The sequence below is a fragment of the Pseudomonas sp. P179 genome, assembly GCF_000478485.2.
Taxonomy (GTDB): Bacteria; Pseudomonadota; Gammaproteobacteria; order Pseudomonadales; family Pseudomonadaceae; genus Pseudomonas; species Pseudomonas aeruginosa.
In genome coordinates this window covers 3,208,269-3,221,310 of sequence record NZ_KI517354.1, presented here as the reverse complement: position 1 = coordinate 3,221,310, position 13,042 = coordinate 3,208,269, and the positions used below count along the sequence as shown (strand labels likewise).

General features: G+C 64.0%; 12 protein-coding genes. 6 read left to right on the top strand and 6 right to left on the bottom strand.

What is annotated here, in order from left to right; genetic code table 11:
- The first annotated feature begins 3 nt into the window (after positions 1-3).
- The gene (gene gyrB / locus HMPREF1224_RS27400) at positions 4-2,424 is read left to right on the top strand and encodes a DNA topoisomerase (ATP-hydrolyzing) subunit B (protein WP_003097268.1); all 2,421 of its coding nucleotides are present in this window, start codon (positions 4-6) and stop codon (positions 2,422-2,424) included.
- 311 nt (positions 2,425-2,735) lie between these two features.
- On the opposite strand, the gene HMPREF1224_RS27395 is transcribed toward gyrB, so the two are convergent.
- Together HMPREF1224_RS27395 and gmhB are read right to left on the bottom strand one after the other, a co-directional pair.
- Positions 2,736-3,509, bottom strand: coding sequence for a lysophospholipid acyltransferase family protein (locus HMPREF1224_RS27395; RefSeq protein ID WP_003100265.1), 774 nt, complete (start codon positions 3,507-3,509; stop codon positions 2,736-2,738).
- 11 nt (positions 3,510-3,520) lie between these two features.
- Positions 3,521-4,057: a D-glycero-beta-D-manno-heptose 1,7-bisphosphate 7-phosphatase gene (gene gmhB / locus HMPREF1224_RS27390; RefSeq protein WP_003120688.1), complete on the bottom strand. Its 537-nt coding sequence runs from the start codon at positions 4,055-4,057 to the stop codon at positions 3,521-3,523.
- A gap of 331 nt (positions 4,058-4,388) precedes the next feature.
- Here gmhB and HMPREF1224_RS27385 point away from each other — a divergent pair, with 331 nt between their 5' ends.
- Positions 4,389-6,095, top strand: a complete 1,707-nt coding sequence (locus tag HMPREF1224_RS27385; RefSeq protein ID WP_010793611.1) for a di-heme-cytochrome C peroxidase — start codon at positions 4,389-4,391, stop codon at positions 6,093-6,095.
- A gap of 56 nt (positions 6,096-6,151) precedes the next feature.
- Here HMPREF1224_RS27385 and glyS read toward each other — a convergent pair whose 3' ends face one another.
- Entirely contained in the window at positions 6,152-8,206 is a 2,055-nt protein-coding gene (gene glyS / locus HMPREF1224_RS27380) for a glycine--tRNA ligase subunit beta (protein ID WP_003114646.1), read from the bottom strand.
- Complete coding sequence (gene glyQ / locus HMPREF1224_RS27375; RefSeq protein ID WP_003097276.1) at positions 8,206-9,153, bottom strand: glycine--tRNA ligase subunit alpha; 948 nt, start codon at positions 9,151-9,153, stop codon at positions 8,206-8,208. The genes glyS and glyQ overlap by 1 nt, the downstream gene beginning before the upstream one ends.
- 104 nt (positions 9,154-9,257) lie before the next feature.
- Between glyQ and HMPREF1224_RS27370 the strand changes: the two genes are divergently transcribed.
- The 4 genes from HMPREF1224_RS27370 to HMPREF1224_RS27355 all read left to right on the top strand — a co-directional run bounded on the left by HMPREF1224_RS27370 (position 9,258) and on the right by HMPREF1224_RS27355 (position 11,990).
- Positions 9,258-9,809 (top strand): DNA-3-methyladenine glycosylase I, encoded by a 552-nt coding sequence (locus tag HMPREF1224_RS27370; RefSeq protein ID WP_003097280.1) that lies wholly within the window; start codon positions 9,258-9,260, stop codon positions 9,807-9,809.
- A 142-nt stretch (positions 9,810-9,951) separates the two neighbouring features.
- The gene (locus tag HMPREF1224_RS27365) at positions 9,952-10,839 is read left to right on the top strand and encodes a lysophospholipid acyltransferase (protein ID WP_003097282.1); all 888 of its coding nucleotides are present in this window, start codon (positions 9,952-9,954) and stop codon (positions 10,837-10,839) included.
- Between the two features lie 84 nt (positions 10,840-10,923).
- Complete coding sequence (locus tag HMPREF1224_RS27360) at positions 10,924-11,190, top strand: PilZ domain-containing protein (RefSeq protein WP_003114645.1); 267 nt, start codon at positions 10,924-10,926, stop codon at positions 11,188-11,190.
- A gap of 146 nt (positions 11,191-11,336) precedes the next feature.
- On the top strand, positions 11,337-11,990 hold the full coding sequence (locus HMPREF1224_RS27355) for a 7-cyano-7-deazaguanine/7-aminomethyl-7-deazaguanine transporter (protein ID WP_003097286.1): 654 nt from the start codon (positions 11,337-11,339) through the stop codon (positions 11,988-11,990).
- A 61-nt stretch (positions 11,991-12,051) separates the two neighbouring features.
- Here the strand turns inward: HMPREF1224_RS27355 and HMPREF1224_RS27350 are convergent, their stop codons facing one another.
- Together HMPREF1224_RS27350 and HMPREF1224_RS27345 are read right to left on the bottom strand one after the other, a co-directional pair.
- Complete coding sequence (locus HMPREF1224_RS27350) at positions 12,052-12,324, bottom strand: hypothetical protein (protein ID WP_003114644.1); 273 nt, start codon at positions 12,322-12,324, stop codon at positions 12,052-12,054.
- A gap of 292 nt (positions 12,325-12,616) precedes the next feature.
- Entirely contained in the window at positions 12,617-12,934 is a 318-nt protein-coding gene (locus HMPREF1224_RS27345) for a tetratricopeptide repeat protein (protein ID WP_003120685.1), read from the bottom strand.
- Between the last annotated feature and the right edge of the window lie 108 nt (positions 12,935-13,042).

Sequence of the window (13,042 nt, the reverse complement as noted above, 5' to 3'; positions counted from 1 at the left end):
AGCATGAGCGAGAACAACACGTACGACTCTTCCAGCATCAAGGTGCTGAAGGGGCTGGATGCCGTACGCAAGCGCCCCGGCATGTACATCGGCGACACCGACGATGGCACCGGTCTGCACCACATGGTGTTCGAGGTGGTGGATAACTCCATCGACGAAGCGCTGGCCGGTTACTGCAGCGAAATCAGCATCACCATCCATACGGATGAGTCGATCACTGTCCGCGACAATGGACGCGGTATTCCGGTGGATATCCACAAGGAAGAAGGGGTTTCTGCGGCGGAAGTGATCATGACCGTCCTCCACGCCGGCGGCAAGTTCGACGACAACACCTACAAGGTGTCCGGCGGCTTGCACGGTGTGGGCGTCTCGGTGGTGAACGCGCTGTCCCATGAACTGCGCCTGACCATCCGTCGCCACAACAAGGTCTGGGAACAGGTCTACCACCACGGCGTTCCGCAGTTCCCACTGCGCGAAGTGGGCGAGACCGATGGCTCCGGCACCGAAGTTCACTTCAAGCCGTCCCCGGAGACCTTCAGCAACATCCACTTCAGTTGGGACATCCTGGCCAAGCGCATCCGCGAGCTGTCCTTCCTCAACTCCGGCGTCGGCATCCTGCTGCGCGACGAGCGTACCGGCAAGGAGGAGCTGTTCAAGTACGAAGGCGGTCTGAAGGCCTTCGTCGAGTACCTGAACACCAACAAGACCGCGGTGAACGAGGTATTCCACTTCAACGTCCAGCGTGAAGAGGACGGCGTGGGTGTGGAAGTCGCCTTGCAGTGGAACGACAGCTTCAACGAGAACCTGCTCTGCTTCACCAACAACATCCCGCAGCGTGATGGCGGCACCCACCTGGCCGGTTTCCGTTCGGCGCTGACGCGTAACCTGAACAACTACATCGAGGCCGAAGGCCTGGCGAAGAAATTCAAGATCGCCACCACCGGCGACGATGCCCGCGAAGGCCTCACCGCGATCATCTCGGTGAAGGTACCGGACCCGAAGTTCAGCTCGCAGACCAAGGACAAGCTGGTCTCCTCCGAGGTGAAGACTGCGGTGGAACAGGAGATGGGCAAGTACTTCGCCGACTTCCTGCTGGAGAATCCCAACGAAGCCAAGGCCGTGGTCGGCAAGATGATCGACGCCGCCCGTGCCCGCGAGGCCGCGCGCAAGGCGCGCGAGATGACCCGCCGCAAGGGCGCACTGGACATCGCCGGCCTGCCCGGCAAGCTGGCCGATTGCCAGGAAAAGGACCCGGCGCTCTCCGAACTGTACATCGTGGAGGGTGACTCCGCGGGCGGTTCCGCCAAGCAGGGCCGCAATCGCCGGACCCAGGCGATCCTGCCGCTCAAGGGCAAGATCCTCAACGTCGAAAAGGCGCGCTTCGACAAGATGCTCTCCTCCCAGGAGGTCGGTACGCTGATCACCGCCCTGGGCTGTGGCATCGGCCGCGAGGAATACAACATCGACAAGCTGCGCTACCACAACATCATCATCATGACCGATGCTGACGTCGACGGTTCGCACATCCGCACCCTGCTGTTGACCTTCTTCTTCCGCCAGATGCCCGAGCTGATCGAGCGTGGCTACATCTACATCGCCCAGCCCCCGTTGTACAAGGTCAAGCGCGGCAAGCAGGAGCAGTACATCAAGGACGACCAGGCCATGGAAGAGTACATGACCCAGTCGGCCCTGGAAGACGCCAGCCTGCACGTCAACGAGCACGCTCCGGGCCTGTCCGGGGCGGCGCTGGAGAAACTGGTCAACGAGTATCGCGGGGTGATCGCCACCCTCAAGCGCCTGTCGCGCCTGTACCCCCAGGAGCTGACCGAGCACTTCATCTACCTGCCTACCGTGTCGGTGGACGACCTGGCTAACGAGTCGGCCATGCAGGGCTGGTTGGAGAAGTTCCAGGCGCGCCTGACCGCCGCCGAGAAGTCCGGCCTGACCTACAAGGCCAGCCTGCGCGAAGACCGCGAGCGCCACCTGTGGCTGCCCGAGGTGGAGCTGGTGGCCCACGGCCTGTCCAGCTACGTCACCTTCAACCGTGACTTCTTCGCCAGCAATGACTACCGCTCGGTGTCGCTGCTCGGCGACCAGCTGAACAGCCTGCTGGAAGACGGCGCCTACGTGCAGAAGGGTGAGCGCAAGCGCCCGATCAGCGCCTTCAAGGACGGCCTGGACTGGCTGATGGCCGAAGGTACCAAGCGCCACAGCATCCAGCGATACAAGGGGCTGGGCGAGATGAACCCTGAGCAGCTGTGGGAAACCACCATGGATCCGAACGTCCGGCGCATGCTCAAGGTGACCATCGAGGACGCCATCGCCGCCGACCAGATCTTCAACACCCTGATGGGCGATGCCGTGGAGCCGCGCCGCGACTTCATCGAAAGCAACGCGCTGGCGGTGTCGAACCTGGACGTGTGACGGGGCGGCAGACCGACCCTCATGGAAACCCCGGCCTGGCGCCGGGGTTTTCTTTTTGCGCCAGGTAGCCTGGATATGTGCCTTGCCAAGGTGTGGCCGAGCCCCGGTTGCTCGCCAGCATTGGCACCCTGGACCCAGGCCTCCTGGCGGCGTGGCACCGCTTCTGTGGGCAGCGGTCGCCGGTCGGTTCGGTCGATCGTTTCCAGCCGGCCTTGCTTTGCGCCTCGCGTGAAAACAAGAAGCCCCGCTATGGCGGGGCTTCTTTTATCGAATCGGCGCACAGTGCGCCTTGCAGGGGGCTTTGCGGCCCTTCACGAGACCACCGACGGCTCCGGATGGCTGACCCGCTGCTGGATGGGGCTGATCTCGGCCATGGTCTCGCTGACCCAGGCTTCGGCGCGCTGGTTTAGCTCGGCGATGGCGCGCGGGCCTTCGCCTTCGGCGTGCATGGCCGGGCCGATCACCACCTGGATGGTGCCCGGGTACTTGGCCCAGCCGGCCTTGGGCCAATACTGCCCGGCGTTGTGGGCGATCGGCAGTACCGGTAGCCCGGCGTTGACCGCCAGGGCGGTGCCGCCGCGGGAGAACTTGCCCATCTGCCCCACCGGAATACGCGTGCCTTCCGGGAAGATCAGCACCCAGGCGCCTTTCTTCAGGCACTCGTCGCCCTGCTTGGCCAGTTGCTTGAGGGCCAGCTTGGGCTGGCTGCGGTCGATGGCGATGGGCTTGAGCAGGGCCAGGGCCCAGCCGAAGAACGGCACGTAGAGCAGCTCGCGCTTGAGTACCTGGCTGAGTGGCTCGAAGAAGCCGGAGAGGAAGAAGGTTTCCCAGGTGCTCTGGTGCTTGGAGAGGATCACGCAGGGCTTTTCCGGGATGTTCTCCAGTCCGCGCACCTCGTAGCGGATGCCGGCGACCACGCGGGTCAGCCAGATCGCGAAGCGGCACCAGTTCTGTACCACGAAGCGGTAGCGGGCGCGGAACGGCAGGATCGGCGCGATGAAGAAGCTGAGGGTGCCCCAGACGAACGCGCTGGCGGACAGCAGCAGGTAAAAGAGGACGGTTCTGATGGCCTGCACTGTCGACATGTATTCTGACCTTACTGAAGTAATGCGCTGGCGACTGCCGCCAGATCGTCGAATATCAGGGTGCCCTCTGGCAAGGGCTTGCCCAGCGTACGTACACCTTTTCCGGTCTTTACCAATACCGGCTGACAATCGACGGCCCGCGCCGCCTCCAGGTCACCGATGCTGTCGCCGACGAACCAGATACCCGACAGATCGACCCCGTAGTGCTCGCCGATCTGCCGCAGCATACCCGGCTTCGGCTTGCGGCAGTCGCAACCGTCGTCCGGTCCATGCGGACAATAGACGATGAGGCCGACCTCGCCGCCCTGCTCCGCGACCAGTTCGCGCAAGCGCGCATGCATGGCCTCGAGCACTGCCAGGTCGTAATAGCCACGGGCGATGCCGGACTGGTTGGTAGCCACCGCGACGGTCCAGCCGGCCTGGCTCAGGCGGGCGATGGCCTCGATCGAGCTGGGGATGGGGATCCACTCGTCGAGGGTCTTGATGTAATCGTCGGAGTCGAGGTTGATGACTCCATCGCGGTCGAGAATCAGCAGGGAACGGGACATCGATGCGCAGTTGGCCATGAACGGAAAGGATCGATTCTACCTCAGCCAGCCGGAGCATCGCGGATGGATCGACGAGCCCCCTACGCTGGACAATCTGTACTAGATTCAATAATGGCAATGGAATGGCAATCCCAGGCCAGGGAGTCATTTGGCACGCAGCAGTGGGTGTCTCGGAGTACGTGCGAACCCCTTGGCGGGTGGATCACCGGAGTAACGCAGTAAGCGCCTATCGCATGCCAGCACGGCCGACCGGCCGTGTTTCCACCACAGGTGGAGCGGGCATGACGACGGGGAGTTCCGGGGCGTCTGCCCGTTCCCAAGGACGGTAACCGTGAAACGCCTGAAAAAGACACTGCACCTTTCAAGCTTGTCCCTCGCTTCCCTGGCTCTTTCTTCCGCCGCCCTGGCGGCCGCTCCGGTCATGCTCGACCAGGGCAAGGAATGGACCGAAAGCCACCGCCAGGACTTCTACAGCCGCGACCAGGGCTCGCAGGTGATGCCCCTGCCCTGGCTCAAGGCGTTGCGACAGCCGGATGGAACGCCTTTCCTCGCCGACAGCCTGGCCCGCTACGGCTATTTGCCCAACCCCAAGGCGCCCGCGGAAGGCCTGCCGGTGGGCTTCACCGTAGCCGGCACGGGCGCCCGGCAGATGGTCGGCATGACCTGTTCGGCCTGCCATACCCGGCAGATCGAGGTGAAGGGCACTGCCTATCGGATCGACGGCGGTCCGGCGATCGTCGACTTCCAGGCATTCCTCGCCGACCTCGATCGGGCCGTGGGACCGCTGACCAGCGATGACGCCGCCTTCGACGCCTTCGCCAAGCCGATCCTCGGGGCCAATCCGCCTCCCGGTGCGCGCGACGCTCTGCTCGCGGCGGTGAAGGAATGGTACGAGCCCTATCACACGCTGATCGAGCGCGCGCTGCCCAAGGACACCTGGGGACCGGCGCGGCTGGACGCGGTATCGATGATCTTCAACCGCCTTACCGGGCTGGATATCGGCACCGCGCCGCCCTACCTGATTCCCGACAACATCAAGGCGGCCGATGCGCCGGTGCGCTATCCGTTCCTGTGGAACGCGGCGCGGCAGAACAAGACCCAGTGGCCCGGCTTCGCCGCCAACGGCAACGACCTGCTCGGCCTGGCGCGCAATGTCGGCGAGGTCTACGGGGTGTTCGCCACCTTCCACCCGCAGAAGAGCAAGTTCCACCTGCTGGGCATGGACTACCTGAAGATCAACTCGGCCAACTTCCACGGGCTGGGCAAGCTGGAAGACCTGATCAAGAAGATCGGCCCGCCGAAGTGGCCCTGGGCGGTGGACAAGCACCTGGCCAGGAAAGGCGCGCTGATCTTCGCCCGCAAGACCGACGAAGGTGGCTGCGTGGAGTGCCACGGCATCCGGATCAAGGACCTAGTGCTTTGGGACACTCCGCTGAGGGACGTCGGCAGCGACAGCCGCCAGCACGCCATCCTCGATGGCCAGGTGCAGACCGGCGTGATGGAGGGCGCGCGGATGCCGTTCGGCCAGCCGCTGAAGGCGACCGACGGAGCCTTCGATGTACTCGCCGTAGCGGTGGCCGGTTCGATCCTGCAGCACTTCGTGCCGATCCTCGGTGAGAAGCACGATGCCAAGGCGGCGGCGGTCAAGCCGGAAAGCGTGATGACCGACGAAACCCGGCAACTGCTGACCGCCTTCCAGAAGCCGGTGCGTACCCAGGCCGACCCCTACCCCTACGAGTCGCGGGTCCTGCAGGGGATCTGGGCAGCGGCGCCGTACCTGCACAACGGCTCGGTGCCGACCCTGGAAGAGTTGCTGAAGCCGGCCGCGGAGCGGGTGGAATCCTTCCCGGTGGGCACGGCCTACGACGTGGACAAGGTCGGCCTCGCCGCCCAGCAGACCCAATTCGGCAGCTATGTGCTGAAGACCACCGGCTGCGAGCAGCGTGATTCCGGCAACAGCCGCTGCGGCCATGAGTACGGCACCAGCCTGTCGGCCGAGGAGAAGCGTGCGCTGCTGGAGTATCTGAAGGTCCTGTAGTGAAAAAGGCCCGGTGTCGCGAGGACGCCGGGCCTTTTCTTCGAGGCGGGACTGGCTCAGCCGAGCAGCGAGATGTCCGCCACCCCGAGGAACGACCCGCGCAGCTTGGCCAGCAGCGCATAGCGGTTGGCGCGCACCGCCGCGTCGTCGACATTGACCATCACATCGGCGAAGAACGTATCCACCGGCTCGCGCAAGGCCGCCAGGCGGGCCAGCGCGGCGCGATAGTCGCGTGCCGCTGCCAGCGGCGCGACTTCGCTTTCGGCGTTCGCCACGGCGCTGCCCAGGGCCTTCTCGGCGGCTTCCACCAGCAGGCTGGCATCCACGTTCGGCGGAACCTCGTCCTCGGACTTGGCGAGAATATTCGACACCCGTTTGTTCGCCGCGGCCAGGGCCTCGGCTTCAGGCAACTGGCGGAAGGCCTGGACGGCCTGTACGCGCTGGTCGAAGTCCAGCGGCGAGCTTGGCTTGAGCGCGCGCACCGACTGGTACACGGCCACGTCCACGCCTTCGTCCTCGTAGCGCGCGCGCAGGCGGTCGAACACGAAGTCCAGCACCTGCTCGGCCAGGCCGGCGGCCTTGACCTTGTCGCCGTATTGCTCGACGGCGGCGTTGACCGCGGCTACCAGGTCCAGGTCGAGCTGCTTCTCGATGAGGATGCGCAGCACGCCCAGCGCAGCGCGGCGCAGCGCGTAGGGGTCCTTGCTGCCGGTGGGAAGCATGCCGATGCCGAAGATACCGACCAGGGTATCGAGCTTGTCGGCCACCGCCACGGCGGCGCCGGTCAGGGTCGAGGGTAGCTCGGCGCCGGCGCCGCGCGGCATGTACTGCTCGTTGAGGGCCAGGGCGACGTCTTCCGCTTCGCCGCCGTGGGTGGCGTAGTAGTAGCCGGCGATGCCCTGCATTTCGGGGAACTCGCCGACCATCTCGGTCGCCAGGTCACACTTGGACAGGATGCCGGCGCGCGAGGCGTTCTGCGCATTGCCGCCTATACGTTCGGCGATGTAGGCGGCCAGGCCGGAGACGCGCTGGGCCTTCTCGAACACGGTGCCGAGCTGGGCCTGGAACACTACGTTGCGCAGGCGCTCATTGAAGCTTTCGAGCGGCTGCTTCTTGTCCTGCTTGAAGAAGAACTCGGCGTCGGTGAGGCGCGGGCGAACCACCTTCTCGTTACCGCTGACGATGTTCTCCGGCGCCTTGCTCTCGACGTTGGCGACGGTGATGAAGCGAGGCAGCAGCTTGCCGTTGGCGTCCAGCAGGCAGAAGTATTTCTGGTTGTCCTGCATGGTGGTGATCAGGGCTTCCTGCGGGACCTCGAGGAAGCGCTCCTCGAAGGAGCAGACCAGCGGCACCGGCCACTCGACCAGTGCAGTCACTTCGTCGAGCAGGCTCGGCGGCACGATGGCGCTGCCCTGTTGCTCGGCGGCCAGTTCGGCCACGCGCTTGGCGATCAGCTCGCGGCGCTCGGCGAAATCGGCCAGCACATGAGCGCCGCGCAGGTCTTCCAGATACGCTGCCGGGCTGGAAATACGCACATTGTCCGGATTGTGGAAGCGGTGGCCACGGGATTCGCGCCCGGCTTTCTGGGCGAGGATCTCGCACTCGACCACATCGTCGCCGAACAGCATCACCAGCCATTGGGTCGGACGCACGAACTCCTCGCGGCGAGCTGCCCAGCGCATCCGCTTGGGAATCGGCAGTTCGTTCAACGAGGCCTCGACGATGCCCGGCAGCAGGCCGGCGGCCGGTTGGCCGGCGATGGTCTGGATGAAGCGCAGCTTCGGACCGCTCTTGTCGATCTGCTGCAGATCCACGCCGCACTTCTTGGCGAAGCCCAGGGCGGCCTGGGTCGGGTTACCGCTGGCGTCGAAGGCGGCCTGTAGCGGCGGACCGTCTAGGTTGACGGTACGGTCGGGCTGCTGCACGGCGAGTTGCTCGACCAGCACGGCGAGACGGCGCGGCGCCGCATAGAAACGCGCAGCGGCATAGCTCAGACCGGCAGCCTTGAGGCCCTTCTCGATACCGCTGAGGAAGGCTTCGCCGAGGCTGTTGAGGGCTTTTGGCGGCAGCTCTTCGGTGCCCAGTTCGACCAGGAAATCCTTGGCGCTCATCATTCGGCCTCCTTCAGCTTGGCCAGTACTTCGTCACGCAATTCGGGGGTGGCCATGGGGAAGCCGAGGCGCGCGCGGGCCTGCAGGTAGCTCTGCGCCACGGCGCGGGCCAGGGTACGCACGCGAAGGATGTAGCGCTGGCGCTCGGTGACCGAGATGGCGCGCCGCGCATCCAGCAGGTTGAAGGTATGCGAAGCCTTGAGGACCATCTCGTAGGTCGGCAACGGCAGCTCCAGCGCGATCAGGCGGTTGGCTTCGCTTTCGTAGAAGTCGAACAGTTCGAACAGCTTCGGCACGTTGGCGTGCTCGAAGTTGAAAGTGGATTGCTCCACCTCGTTCTGGTGGAACACGTCGCCATAGGTGACCTTGCCGAACGGGCCGTCGGTCCAGACCAGGTCGTAGACCGAGTCCACGCCCTGCAGGTACATGGCCAGGCGCTCCAGGCCGTAGGTGATCTCGCCGGTGACCGGATAGCACTCGATGCCGCCGACCTGCTGGAAGTAGGTGAACTGGGTGACTTCCATGCCGTTCAGCCAGATTTCCCAACCCAGGCCCCAGGCGCCGAGGGTCGGCGACTCCCAGTTGTCCTCGACGAAGCGGATGTCGTGGACCAGCGGGTCGATGCCGATGGCTTTCAGCGAGCCGAGGTACAGCTCCTGGAAGTTCTCCGGGTTCGGCTTCAGGACCACCTGAAACTGGTAGTAGTGCTGCAGGCGGTTGGGGTTCTCGCCGTAGCGACCGTCGGTGGGGCGGCGGCTCGGCTGGACGTAGGCGGCGTTCCAGGTCTCCGGGCCGATGGCGCGGAGGAAGGTGGCGGTGTGGAAGGTGCCGGCGCCCACTTCCATGTCGTAGGGCTGCAGCACCACGCAGCCCTGCTCTGCCCAGTAGTTCTGCAGGGCGAGAATCAGGTCTTGGAAGGTGCGCACGGCGGGCGTAGTCTGGCTCACGAAATTCACCTGTGCTGAGGCTTCGATACAAAACGCGGAAGTATACCCGATTCCCGCGCCGCCTCGCCCGTCCCCCCGATCCCTGGAAAACCACGGAAAGCCTTATGCCACGCTGCTTCTGGTGCAACGACGATCCCCTCTACATGGCCTACCACGATGAGGAGTGGGGTGTGCCGCAGCGCGATCCCGACGCGCTGTTCGAACTTCTGCTGCTGGAGGGCTTCCAGGCCGGATTGTCCTGGATCACCGTGCTGAAGAAGCGCGAGCGCTACCGCGAGGTGCTGTTCGGCTTCGACGTGCAGCGGGTGGCACAGATGAGCGACGCGGAGATCGACGAACTGATGCTCGACCCCGGCATCATTCGCAATCGGGCCAAGCTCAACGCTGCGCGGCAGAACGCCCAGGCCTGGCTGGAGCTGGACGACCCGGCTGGGTTCCTCTGGTCCTTCGTCGGCGGCCAGCCGAAGATCAACCATTTCGCCGGTCGCGCCGAGGTGCCGGCGATTACCCCGGAAGCCGAGGCCATGAGCAAGGCGCTGCGCAAGGCCGGCTTCAACTTCGTCGGGCCGACCATCTGCTACGCCTTCATGCAGGCCAGCGGCATGGTCATGGACCATACCCAGGACTGCGACCGTTACGCCCAACTCGTCGGCTAGCCGGGCGCTCCTGACGGATGCGTTCGGATGTTCCACGTGGAACATCGGCGCGCAGCATAGCTGGTCGCCCCGCTTCCTTGGCTGCCGCCCTCGCCTTCTTCCTGGCGTACAATGCGCGTTCGAGTCGAGCGAGGAGTGTTTCGTGGAGAAATTCAAAGGTGCCCTGGTGGTGGGGGCCCTACGCCTGTTCGCGTTATTGCCCTGGCGTGCCGTGCAAGGCGTCGGGGCCGGCATAGGCTGGCTGATGTGGAAATTGCCGAATCGATCCCGCGAGGTAGTGCGGATCAACCTGTCCAAGTGCTTCCCCGAGTTGTCTGAAACCGAACTGGAAAAGCTGGTCGGACAAAGCCTGATGGATATTGGCCGGACCCTCACCGAAAGTGCCTGCGCCTGGATCTGGCCGCCTGAAAAGTCGCTGAGATACATCCGCGAGGTCGAAGGCATGGAGGTGCTGGAGGAAGCGCTGGCTTCCGGCGATGGCCTGGTCGGCATTACCAGTCACCTGGGAAACTGGGAAGTACTCAACCACTTCTATTGCTCCTACGCCAAGCCGATCATCTTCTATCGTCCGCCCAAGCTGAAGGCAGTGGACGAGTTGCTGAAGAAGCAACGCGTGCAATTGGGCAATCGCGTCGCACCTTCCACTCCGGAGGGTATCCTCAGTGTCATCAAGGAAGTGAAGAAAGGCGGTTGCGTAGGGATTCCCGCCGACCCCGAGCCCGCGCGTACCGCTGGGCTCTTCGTGCCCTACCTGGGCACCACTGCATTGATCAGCAAGTTCGTCCCGCAGTTGCTTTCACGCGGCAAGGCGCGTGGAGTGTTCTTCCATGCGGTGCGCCTGCCCGATGGTAGCGGTTACAAGGTGATCCTCGAAGCGGCTCCGGCGGACATGTACGACAAGGACCTGGAAGTGTCTGTAGCAGCCATGAGCCGCGAGTTGGCGAAGTATGTACGAGCCTATCCCAGCCAGTACATGTGGAGCATGAAGCGCTTCAAGAACCGCCCGGATGGCGAGAAAAAATGGTATTGAGGAAAGGGCGTCGGAAGACGCCTTTTTCATATCCGGGTACTATGCTCAGCTCTGCCGCCTCCTCCGCAGGTCCCGAGGGACTCGATGGATAATCAACGACAATACCCACGAACCCCGCTCAAGTGCCGAATCCGTATCAGTCACCCGTTATTTGGCGAGCTGATGGCGCAGACACGCGACCTCTCCGACACCGGGGTCTATGTCAAACACCCGGATCTGACCCAGCTCCCAACAGGCAGTGTCGTTACTGGCCAGGTACAGGATCTGCCGATCGACGCGCCGATCCTGCAGATGGAAGTCGTGCGAGTCGATGCGGAAGGCGTCGGCCTGCGCTTTCTCAGCGAAGCCTGAACGGTGATGTTCCACGTGGAACCCCAGGCATGAGCCACTGATCACAGAGTGGGCGAAACCGCTGCCGGTTATCGGCTAGAATGCGCGCCGCTCGGCATGGTGCCGGGCATGGGTTCCCTCACCCCATCGCGCAAAAAGGACAGCACATGTCAGCCTCTTCTCCGGCGGCCTGGCGCGGCACCCTGGCCGGCCTGATCGCCTTCCACATCTTCATCATCATCGCCAGCAACTACCTGGTGCAGTTGCCGATCACCCTGTTTGGCTGGCACACCACCTGGGGCGCCTTCAGCTTTCCGTTCATCTTCCTGGCTACCGACCTCACCGTGCGCTTGCTGGGCAAGGGCCCTGCCCGGCTGGTCATCGCCCGGGTCATGATCCCGGCGTTGATCGCCTCCTACGTGGTCTCGGTGTTGTTCCAGGAAGCGGCGTTCCGTGGTTTCTCCGCGCTGCTGGAGTTCAACACCTTCGTCGCACGGATATCCCTGGCAAGCTTCCTCGCCTATGTGCTCGGGCAGATCCTCGACATCCAGGTATTCGACCGCCTCCGTCGTTCCCGGCACTGGTGGACCGCGCCAGTCGCCTCGACCATCCTCGGCAACCTGCTGGACACCTTCACCTTCTTCTTCGTGGCGTTCTGGCGTAGCGACAATCCGTTCATGGCGCAGCACTGGGTGGAAATCGCCACGGTGGACTACGGAGTGAAGCTGAGTATCAGCCTTCTGCTGTTCGTGCCGCTCTACGGCATGCTACTCAACGGCATCCTGAAGATGCTGCCGGGGCGGCCGCAGAGCAACGCTTGAGGCTTATCGAGGCAATCTGGAGGAAGGGCGCAACGGCCGTGACCGTTGCGCCCTTCTTCATTCAGGAGGTGGTAGCCCGGTGCGCGGCCGTGAGCAGCGTCAGGGCATCGCCGCCGAGCGTGACCAGGATGTGCGCCACGCGCTGAATGGGAACGCCCAGCCCTGTCCGCACTTCGATCCTTTCCAAGGCATGGAGGAGGCCGAGGAGAGCCCTGAGGCGCTCCTGTACGGATTCGAGCATCTCATTGGCGGAGGCGTTCCGGTGAACGTAGAGAATCGCTTGCTCGTATGGGTATTCGACATAGGACGGGACTGAACGCTCTTGCTTCGACATGTTGGCTCCGGAAAAGTAGTTGAAGTCAGGTGTCGCGTTCGGGCTTTGACCGAAGCGATGAGTCGAAGCTAGAGGGCCGGCAGTGGTCGCTCAATGGGGTGTTGGGCGTTCGGGATGCAGGCTACATCGTTGACAGAAGTTGCCTACGAATGTGTGGAACAGGTCTTTGTAAAAGTGTCGTCGGGGCGTGCTCGAACCGTTCTGCCAGCGCTCGATGAGCACGCCCGACCCGTCTGCCGGAACTCCGGCCGGCGGGTGGCGAGAACGCGCTGCGCAAGCCTTGGCCGGACGCTCAGGTTCTCGCCCTGTCGAGCTTGCGCAGGAACACCGTCATTTCCTTTTCGGCCTGCTTGTCGCCATGCGTCGCGGCAGTTGCCAGGCCCTGCTCCCAGGCCTGCCGGGCGCCCGCGAGATCGCCGGCAGCCTGGCGCGCCTTGCCCAGCAGCTTCCAGCCGGCGGAATACTTCGGGTCCTGCTCTACGCAGCGCTGGAGGTGTTCCGCCGCGCGTTCGGCGTCGCCCGCGTCCAGGTAGCCCTTGCCCAGGCCGAAGCGCAGCAGCGCATTGTCCACGCCTTTGGCCAGCATCTTTTCCAGACCTTCGATCATCATCCTGCCCTCTTCCAACGATGTCGGCCATTGTGCCCGGCTCCGGCCAGGCTTTGCACGGAACAGAGGGATTCGGCCGTTGCGAAGGAGGCACGCGGCCCCTTGGTGTTC

Excerpts from the sequence above, each read along its gene's own strand:
- glyS (WP_003114646.1), bottom strand. The coding sequence starts at position 8,206 with ATGAGCGCCAAGGATTTCCTGGTCGAACTGGGCACCGAAGAGCTGCCG.
- HMPREF1224_RS27360 (WP_003114645.1), top strand. The coding sequence starts at position 10,924 with ATGGATAATCAACGACAATACCCACGAACCCCGCTCAAGTGCCGAATC.
- HMPREF1224_RS27355 (WP_003097286.1), top strand. The coding sequence starts at position 11,337 with ATGTCAGCCTCTTCTCCGGCGGCCTGGCGCGGCACCCTGGCCGGCCTG.
- HMPREF1224_RS27345 (WP_003120685.1), bottom strand. The coding sequence starts at position 12,934 with ATGATGATCGAAGGTCTGGAAAAGATGCTGGCCAAAGGCGTGGACAAT.
- HMPREF1224_RS27395 (WP_003100265.1), bottom strand. The coding sequence starts at position 3,509 with ATGTCGACAGTGCAGGCCATCAGAACCGTCCTCTTTTACCTGCTGCTG.
- HMPREF1224_RS27350 (WP_003114644.1), bottom strand. The coding sequence starts at position 12,324 with ATGTCGAAGCAAGAGCGTTCAGTCCCGTCCTATGTCGAATACCCATAC.
- gyrB (WP_003097268.1), top strand. The coding sequence starts at position 4 with ATGAGCGAGAACAACACGTACGACTCTTCCAGCATCAAGGTGCTGAAG.
- gmhB (WP_003120688.1), bottom strand. The coding sequence starts at position 4,057 with ATGTCCCGTTCCCTGCTGATTCTCGACCGCGATGGAGTCATCAACCTC.
- HMPREF1224_RS27370 (WP_003097280.1), top strand. The coding sequence starts at position 9,258 with ATGCCACGCTGCTTCTGGTGCAACGACGATCCCCTCTACATGGCCTAC.